We start from the raw sequence: 8,468 nt of genomic DNA, 5'->3' as shown, positions 1-8,468 counted from the left end.
TTTTAATTTCAGCGTGGAATAAATCCGTACAAATAATTGGTGAAATTTTGTATAAATCAATAAAACTTAATACTTTATTAAAGTATAAATAATGTCTCATTTCCGCTTCTTCATTTCCAATGTTATCCGAATTTAATATATAGAGATTGGGTTCCAAAACTATTTTCATTATAGTCTCCATTAATCATCTATCTTTTGTATTCTTTTTTATTAAATTTTCAAATCCAACTTGAATAATACTTTCAGTTTCTGTAGCATATTGATCAAAAAAATCTTCTGGCCACGAAATAATACCTTTAATTTTATCAATTTTAATCTTCTCAATCATTGATTCTCGATCCTGCTGGCTAACAAAATATATATTAATTAAATTTGATAAATTATTTCGTTCATCTTCCATGATCCTTCTGACAATCCTATTTATCATATGATCACTATGAGTTTCAATTATTAATTGTTTGCCAGACAACGCCATAACAATAAAAAAGTCAGCGATTCTCATTTGCATCTTGGGATGTAAATGAATTTCAGGTTGTTCAAGAATTAACATAGAATCTTTATTCAGTCTTACTCCTTCGATTATTATCGGCAATGCCTGGCTTACCCCAAAACCAACGTCAGCAATATTATCATTATCAATATGCAAACTGATTATCTCATCATTGTTTCCAAGTCTCAAATTCTGGATACCCAAATACTTCAACCACATAACTACTTGCTCTCTAAAAGAGCGATCCATTCTCCTAATATCAAGTTTATCTGATTCATAAATTATATTGGCACGTTTTGTTAAATAATCTTCAGTAGCAAAAATATACGGCGCATTCTCTCCTCTAATACCGATATCCACTATTTCATTATCAAATATGTATTTTCTTGCTGGGGCTTCTCTTAAAGGACCAATATATGATATTAATTTATATTGTTGAGCAATTATTTGAACCATTGATGTAATATTTGTAAGGACATCATAAATTTCTGAAAAAGTATCATTTTGCGCATAAATATTTACTAATTGAAGTCCAGAAAAATAACATGTACAAGGTATTGATCCTTCTTTTATTTCGCCAAATTGATTTGGCAAATGAATTAGCAGATAAAATTGGTATTAGTAAAAGCTATTTATCGAAGATAGAAGCTCCTAATTCTACCAAGGCTTTTTCTCTTGATGTTCTATTTGCTATCGCGGATGGCTTAGATGTTGATGTAATCAAGTTTTTCATGCCAACTGAAGAAAATAACTAACAGCGATATCTCACATAAGTTGAGATATCGCTGTTAGTTTCCGTGTCTTGCCATTAAACGAACAATCTTCTTTTTCGTAAAAAAGACAACGAATGGAGAAACCAGTTTCAATATGGTATAATTATGAAAATATAATCTCCCAATATTATTCCTTATTTCGATTTCTTCTCAGGAGGCAACAATAAATAAGGACGATTTAAGTTAAGATTGAGAATGGTGATAGAAATAAAAAGTTAGTTTGACGATTTTATTTTCCCATTTACTAAAGTAAATAATTTTTTGAAACCCTATACATAGGAAAATCATTACGAGGGGAATGATTTTTATGGCTCTTTGGGATAAATCAGGCATTCCACACAAAGGCTGGACTTGCATTTTCATGGAAGACCTAGGTGCTGATTTAGAGGATTTGGATGCAGATGAACGCAAAGATTATTATGAGAATTGCGAAATGTGCAATCATGAAGGTATTAGATATGTTCATATTATGGAACATCCTGAATTTGATGGACAATTACGAGTCGGATGTAGCTGTGCCGAAAAGATGGAAGAAGACTATGCCAATCCTCGATTGCGTGAAAAAGCTCTTCGTAATAAATATAGTCGGTTAGCCACATTTATGAAAAAAAAGTGGACTTTACGTCCAAATGGTAATTATACATTAAAATTTAAAGGCTACTACATCACTATTATGTCAAGTAAATTTAAGAAAGATGAATATGGAATAATTTTCAATGGAAAACAGACTTGGAAAATTAACTCATTAAGTAAAGCTAAGCGAGTTGCTTTTGACATCATTGATGCTCATCTACAAAACTAAATTTTATGAAACGGTTAAATACGCTTACCGTTTCCACCAGACAGACTCCTAGACGACAATTTTTTATGCGAAGTAAAATACACCGCCAAAATGGGTTGACTTTTGTAAACATAAGTCATTATCATTTACTAGTAATTCGATTAATATTTTTTAAAATAATAGATATTGTTCCATCTGCATTATTATTAAATTCTACAGCATCTTTATTCTTATAAACATCTACAGGCATAGTTATCTCAATTCCGTTATCAGTTTTTATCTTTTGTTTACTAAATTTCCTTTCAGGCGAATCTCCTGAAAATTCAATAGTATTTGCAACACCTGCTTGTCTTAATTTCTGAATATATTCCTCTTGAACTGCATGGTTATCCTCAAAGCAGGTTTCTGCTATAGTATCAATATTTATGCTTCCCTCTATTTCGATATTATCATAAATCGCTGATTTTACATCTGAAATTTTTTGAAAATTATCATTATAGTATTGCTTTGTAATATCCCGAGCAACTTCACTAATAACTTTCACACTTTCTTTTCGTGACAAATCTGTTTTGCACTCCAAAAACATTTCAGAAAAATAAAATTTATGTTCTCCATCTATTCTATAAGGTTTTTCCACTAAAAAAAGAGAATAATCGTTTAAATTTACTAATACACCTTCATCATTCTTTTGACCCTCCGAAGCAAAAAGAACTTTATGTACAATTATTTTATTATTAGTTCCATCCTCATCATAATCAACATAATGGGTGTATCCTTCTTTATAATTAAATTTAATTATTGCAATATATGGTATTTCATCAATTAGCATTAATACAATTAATAAATCTGCACTTGGTATTTCACAATGAGTTTTCATTATATTATATAAATGATCTGCAATAACAATACTAGTATCTGTAAAGGATGTCTGTAAATTATTCAACTCAGATAATATAAATGCATTTCTGTTAAATATTCCTTTCTTACTAGAATCGTCATAATATATTTTTTTTACATGCATAACAATAAAATCAGAAACCGTTGCTTCCGTTAAGTCTAATTCTTTTTGAGAATAAACTGGTGGTATACCATTATTACCCATTATGTGCAAAATAGCTTTTTGAATTTTATAATCCATTTTTTATTCTTCCTTTTCATCTTTAAGTAAGGTTATTGCTTTTGCTCCTGCATGTGCATTAAATAATTGAAATGCATTATAAACGAAACTTTTCATTTCCCATATGATTAAAAACATTAATGAAAAATAAATCCAAATTAATAATATAGCTAAAATATTATTAATCCAATTCTCGCTAAATAAACAAAATTCATTTGGGATACTTTTAAATGTAATAAGTAAAAATGCATTGGAAATTATAGCAAAAACATCTAGCATCATCACGTTTGCGAAGTATTCATTACTTTCTTGTAATTTACTTTTTTTACCATTTGTATTAGATAATAGTCTAACAAGAAATTCTTTATTTATTAGCGCTTGGAAAAAAGCGTAACCGGTAAAAACAACTGCAAAAAGAGCTAATATAATATTATTCAAGATTTCCACCGAAGCAATGAAAAATTCAATCGTTTTATCTGAAAAACCAATTACGCAGGATGGAACCCCAATTAAAACTATAATTAGCGTAAAAGAAAACCATGTACCCTTACATGGTAATATCTCCTTAAAAGCACTTTTAAAAATTTGTGTTGATGAACGTTTTGAAAACAAATTTTCTATATTTTTCAAATCTATTTCTGGCCTCATTTATTCACCAACTTACTTATTTTTACACACTAATAGTTATTTTATATTATCTTTTATTAGTGGTAAATGCTCATTATAAATTTTTTGATTAGACTCAGTTATGCTTGTAATGCTTTCTAATCCTTTTGATTTATTTACTATATCTTGAATCACTTCTGGTATACTATTTGTTGTTTCAATTGCAACATTCATACTTTCGGATATTTCTTTATTTTTTATTGTCCCTGTCTTTTTGTCGGGATATGTAACTGAAAAAATCGGATTAACGGTTCCTTGAGCTGCAGTAAGTACTTTAATAATACCATCAGTTGATGTCGGTGTGTTTAAATCAATAAACCCAGTTTTACTTCCTACTGTTTTTCGTAAATCCGTAGTCATTCCTTCAAACAAACCAGAAAAATCAAGATCTCCATTTAGAGGATAAAATCTAAGTCTTAATTTGTTAATTTTTGCTACCTTTCTAAGAGCTTCTTCAATGGAACTTTTTATAGGAATTCCAACAATGTTAATTGTTGGATATGGCAAAAGTTCCATCTTTAACTTTTTTCGTTTTGCGTTTTCACTTCGAATAAATGTTTTAAAGAAATATTTAACTGTCGCTGAAAAACTTCTTAAATCAGGACTGCCTTTTTGATTTTTAACTAATACCATTCGATGGTTTTTTAAAAATATAACAAATAAAGAATATGGCGCAGTTGGATGTAATTCATCTGTACTAATAAGATTTCCGTTAGCAAATTTGGATTTAATTTCAATTGCAGTTTCCCTAACTATAATTCCTGTCAATACGAAATCATCTTTGTCAACTTCAGTAACAGAAATATTTAGAAAAACATACTCACTATCGCCTTTTTTTCTAATAAATTCACTTTTTAATGCAGGTAGCATAATAGTATCAAAATATTTAAGTAATGGTTCCTCTTTTGTTCCAAAGACTACATTAAAATTTGCAACAATCATGCGCTTTTCTTCCAATTGAATGTCCTCCCTGCAATATTATAAATTTAACATTTCTTACCCAATAATAATATTATAATATTTACCATAGAATGACGAAAATCCTGCCATATCCATACAAAATATAGCAGGGTTTTCATTATTCTACTGGTATCGTTCAAGATAAGTGCCTCCTTTAAGGGTGCAGGAGGCTGCATTTATCTTTTTCTCGAATTGTTATGTTGTAAAAGAGTGAACTCTACCAGATTAAACAAAATTGCTTTAATGTACATGACACCATTGTTATGTAAAAAGTGGAACACCTTGATTTTACTGGCTTCGCAGGTATTCTCTTGTTCTAGTATATGCCATTAAATTGTACCAGAACATGTCACTACCCGATCCCTTAAAACTAGTATTTATCAGGCTTGTCGGTATCTCAGTATTACTCCATACCATGCCAAAGAGCGTAAAAAAACATGAGGCAATCGTTGGTACAATAATTTTTCTTCAATCTAAAACCTTAATCACCAACTGGTATGTTACTTACTTTATTCTTTTCTTCAACTCATTATAGAAGTTCTCCCGTGTTCCGATCTGCATAATTACTACTACTTCCTGCTCTTTGATTTAATAAGCTATCCGGTATTCGACACTAATTGCGTTTAAATGATACGAATATAATTCCAATAAATCGCCTTTTAACCACTCTCCTGCAAACGGATTTTGAGCTATTTTTCAAGAGCATCTATGATTTTAGGTTTAACCGGTTTATCAAATTTTCTAAGCTGTTTTGCCGCCGAGTTAAGTGAATTTAACTCGTATATCTTGATAATAAATATCAAAAATAATTATTGTTTTTTAACATTAACTACGGTCTAACAATAAATATTTCATCAGCATCCAAGCCTTCTTTTATATAAAGTTCTGGTGTTCCTTCTTCAGTAATTCCTTCTAACATAAGCGCTGCCTTAGCCTGATTGAATGCCTTTTGTAGAGATAACCCGAATCCTATAGCTGAGTAAAACTGAGAAGGGACACGGGGACAGGTTCACTGTCCCATTTTGTTTCATTCTATACCTATTACACTTTTCAATATTCCTGTAACCCCATGATAATTGCCGCATTGCACTACATTCTTTTTTCTTCATCCTGCGTATTACTTTATCCTCCCGATCATATACAATCCGATCAATTAACAGCTTTGAATGCTCGATTCTGTTCATTAGGACTCACGCTCTCACTTTCCCTACTTATATTATCATGCTATGATGTAGATAACTTGTTCGGGATAATGTGAAGTGTAGAAATTTATATTATCAGAAGGATAGAAAAGTATGGATATTATTTATAATGACACGAAAAAAGATTTACCATCTGAACAATTACATAAATTATTTATGTCTGTAGGTTGGTCAAATGGCTCAGAGACTTCAGATATGATAAGAAATTATAATATCCCGTTCATTAATTCAACGCTTGTAATTTCAGCATGGGAAAATGAGCGTTTAATTGGGGCAGTGCGGGTATTGAGTGATAAAATGTTTAGGTCTATAATTTATGATCTGTTGGTTTTACCAGAATTTCAAAACAAGGGAATCGGCAAAGAATTGGTAAAACGCTGCATTGAGCATTTCCCAAACTCGGAATGGTTAGTCCAAACAACAGAAACAATATCAAGTTATTACGTGAAACATGGGTTTAAGGTTAATAATGATGTGTTTTTAACCATCCCGTGTAAATTATTCTCACACACCTGATAAGCTTTTCTACGTTGCATTACACCATAAATATAGGGGCTGTCGCAGTAAGCAACCCCTTTTACAACAAAAAAATGGCAACCGACAGTAGTCGGGAGCCATTTTTTTGTTGTAAAATCAGTTTGTGAGAACCGAAAAATTACAAACAAATTATACATCAGACGGAAATATATATCAACTGGTTTTGCCGATGGACATCGGAGAAATGATCCCGGCAGACGACTCGGTGCGCCTACTCAGCGCGGTATTGGAGAGGATGGATTACAGCAAATTAGTGGCCGCGTACTCCCGGATGGGTAGAATCGAGAGATCACCGAAACGTCTATTCAAAATCCTAGTATATGGCTACATGAACGGCATCTATTCCAGTCGAAAGATAGAACAGGCCTGTCGGCGGGATGTCAACTTCATGTATTTGTTGGCCCGGGAAAAAGCACCCGATCATGCGACCATTGCCCGGTTTCGCAGTGAACGACTGACTGAAGTACTCGACGATCTGTTCGCTCAGCTTGTTGAGCAGTTGGCTGTTGCAGGTGAATTGTCATTGTCAAGCGCATTTATCGATGGCACAAAGCTAGAGGCCAATGCCAATCGCTACAGCTTTGTCTGGAAGAAATCAACGCAAAGCAATGCACAAAAGATGCAGGCCAAAATGAAAGCAGAACTGCCGGTACTGGCAGCAAAGTTGGGACTGCGCTTTCACGCCGGCCAGACGATAAAGGCCAAAGACCTGAAAAAACTGCGCAAACGGCTCAAAGTGTTGCAAGCACAGCAAAGGATCGTCTTTGTCCACGGTAAGGGTCAGCGTAAGAGCACGCTACAAAGGGCGGTGGAAACAGTGGAACAATATCTGACCCGACAGAAAAAATATGACGACTACAACCACAGCTTCGGAGAACGAAACAGCTTTTCAAAAACCGACCGGGACGCCACCTTCTTGCGGATGAAAGAAGACCACATGAAGAACGGGCAGTTAAAACCCGGCTACAATGCCACCTTGGCGGTAGATGCCGAATATATCGTATCCGCCATGATTTCTCAGGAACGAAGCGACAGCCAAACCTTAATTGAGATGCTAACAACACTTCAGGGACTGGGCTATACCAAGCCTGTGGCAGACGCAGGCTTTGAGAGTGAGGAAAACTACACCTGGTGCGAAAAAAACGACCTGACGGCGTTTATTAAACCGGCCAATCACGACAAGGCCAAAACCCGCAAATACAAGAGCGACATTGGCCGGCGGGAAAATATGCCATACGATGAGAGTAGCGATAGTTACCGTTGCCACAGGGGTCACCCCATCCAGGCGGCGTATGAGAAAAAGACCCGTTCTAAGGCGGGCTATGCTATCGTGACAACAGTCTACACCTGTACCGAGTGCACAGGCTGCCCGCATAAAGCCCGGTGCATTAAGGGGAAAAGCAAGACGCCGCTTGAAGAGCGGAGCAAGAACCTGTATGTATCCAAAACCTTTCTGCGGCAGCGTCAAGAAATGCAGACGCGCATTCAAAGCGAAGAAGGAATTCTGCTGCGCATCAACCGGTCTATTCAAGTAGAGGGAGCCTTTGGAGTACTCAAGCAAGATATGGGCTTCCGGCGCTTTCTGATGAGAGGCAGCGTGAAGGTAAAGACCGAATTTCTGCTATTGTGCATGGGATACAACCTAAACAAACTCCACAACAAAATCCAAAGTGGACGTTGTGGAACGTATTTGCATATTCCTAAAGCTTCCTGACGACTCTATCCAGATATGTCTTTCGGGGAAGAGACTTCCTCTAGTTTGTTATGCCTACAAACCACTTAACGCTTCTATTTTTTGGGAGTTGCCTACCTATATTCTGCATACTCATACAAAAAAAGAGGGCTGCAGTACGCTTTTCTGATAAAGCGTTTTGCGACACCCTCTTTTCCTGTGAAATCGCCAATATATCACGATTTTGTGCTGCGTATAAAGTAATTAATG

9 protein-coding genes are annotated in these 8,468 nt (G+C 34.4%); 4 read left to right on the top strand and 5 right to left on the bottom strand.

Annotated features, from left to right (window positions below):
• Window positions 1-184 precede the first annotated feature (184 nt).
• Window positions 185-1,084, bottom strand: coding sequence for a DUF3696 domain-containing protein (locus GT1_RS21525; RefSeq protein ID WP_223226434.1), 900 nt, complete (start codon window positions 1,082-1,084; stop codon window positions 185-187).
• Here GT1_RS21525 and GT1_RS21520 point away from each other — a divergent pair.
• Together GT1_RS21520 and GT1_RS21515 are read left to right on the top strand one after the other, a co-directional pair.
• The gene (locus GT1_RS21520) at window positions 1,078-1,245 is read left to right on the top strand and encodes a helix-turn-helix transcriptional regulator (protein ID WP_223226433.1); all 168 of its coding nucleotides are present in this window, start codon (window positions 1,078-1,080) and stop codon (window positions 1,243-1,245) included. The genes GT1_RS21525 and GT1_RS21520 overlap by 7 nt on opposite strands.
• A 325-nt stretch (window positions 1,246-1,570) precedes the next feature.
• Entirely contained in the window at window positions 1,571-2,065 is a 495-nt protein-coding gene (locus GT1_RS21515) for a hypothetical protein (protein WP_188400438.1), read from the top strand.
• Window positions 2,066-2,186: 121 nt separating this feature from the next.
• Here GT1_RS21515 and GT1_RS21510 read toward each other — a convergent pair whose 3' ends face one another.
• Genes GT1_RS21510 through GT1_RS21500 form a run of 3 tightly spaced genes read right to left on the bottom strand, consistent with a single transcriptional unit; the run spans window position 2,187 to window position 4,784 of the window.
• A complete protein-coding gene (locus tag GT1_RS21510; protein WP_188400437.1) occupies window positions 2,187-3,182 on the bottom strand; it encodes a nucleoid-associated protein in 996 nt (331 codons plus the stop codon).
• A 3-nt stretch (window positions 3,183-3,185) separates the two neighbouring features.
• Window positions 3,186-3,791 (bottom strand): hypothetical protein, encoded by a 606-nt coding sequence (locus tag GT1_RS21505; RefSeq protein WP_188400436.1) that lies wholly within the window; start codon window positions 3,789-3,791, stop codon window positions 3,186-3,188.
• Window positions 3,792-3,845: 54 nt separating this feature from the next.
• The gene (locus GT1_RS21500; RefSeq protein WP_188400435.1) at window positions 3,846-4,784 is read right to left on the bottom strand and encodes a hypothetical protein; all 939 of its coding nucleotides are present in this window, start codon (window positions 4,782-4,784) and stop codon (window positions 3,846-3,848) included.
• Window positions 4,785-6,082: 1,298 nt separating this feature from the next.
• Here GT1_RS21500 and GT1_RS21495 point away from each other — a divergent pair.
• Window positions 6,083-6,505 carry a GNAT family N-acetyltransferase gene (locus tag GT1_RS21495; protein WP_188400434.1) on the top strand — a complete coding sequence of 141 codons (423 nt, stop codon included), beginning with the start codon at window positions 6,083-6,085 and terminating at the stop codon, window positions 6,503-6,505.
• A gap of 124 nt (window positions 6,506-6,629) precedes the next feature.
• Complete coding sequence (locus GT1_RS21490) at window positions 6,630-8,240, top strand: IS1182 family transposase (RefSeq protein WP_255430473.1); 1,611 nt, start codon at window positions 6,630-6,632, stop codon at window positions 8,238-8,240.
• Window positions 8,241-8,280: 40 nt separating this feature from the next.
• Here GT1_RS21490 and GT1_RS22440 read toward each other — a convergent pair.
• A partial coding sequence (locus GT1_RS22440; protein ID WP_223226432.1) for a hypothetical protein occupies window positions 8,281-8,468 on the bottom strand: 188 nt, incomplete at its 5' end.

Origin of the sequence: Sporomusa sp. GT1 (assembly GCF_014634905.1) — a bacterium.
Classification (GTDB): Bacteria; Bacillota; Negativicutes; order Sporomusales; family Sporomusaceae; genus Sporomusa; species Sporomusa sphaeroides.
The sequence above is the reverse complement of the archived record's forward strand: the minus strand, read 5'-3'. Positions and strand labels throughout refer to the sequence as shown.

Bases quoted from the DNA above. Each gene is read 5' to 3' on its own strand.
- GT1_RS21515 (WP_188400438.1), top strand. From the start codon at position 1,571: ATGGCTCTTTGGGATAAATCAGGCATTCCACACAAAGGCTGGACTTGC.
- GT1_RS21510 (WP_188400437.1), bottom strand. From the start codon at position 3,182: ATGGATTATAAAATTCAAAAAGCTATTTTGCACATAATGGGTAATAAT.
- GT1_RS21495 (WP_188400434.1), top strand. From the start codon at position 6,083: ATGGATATTATTTATAATGACACGAAAAAAGATTTACCATCTGAACAA.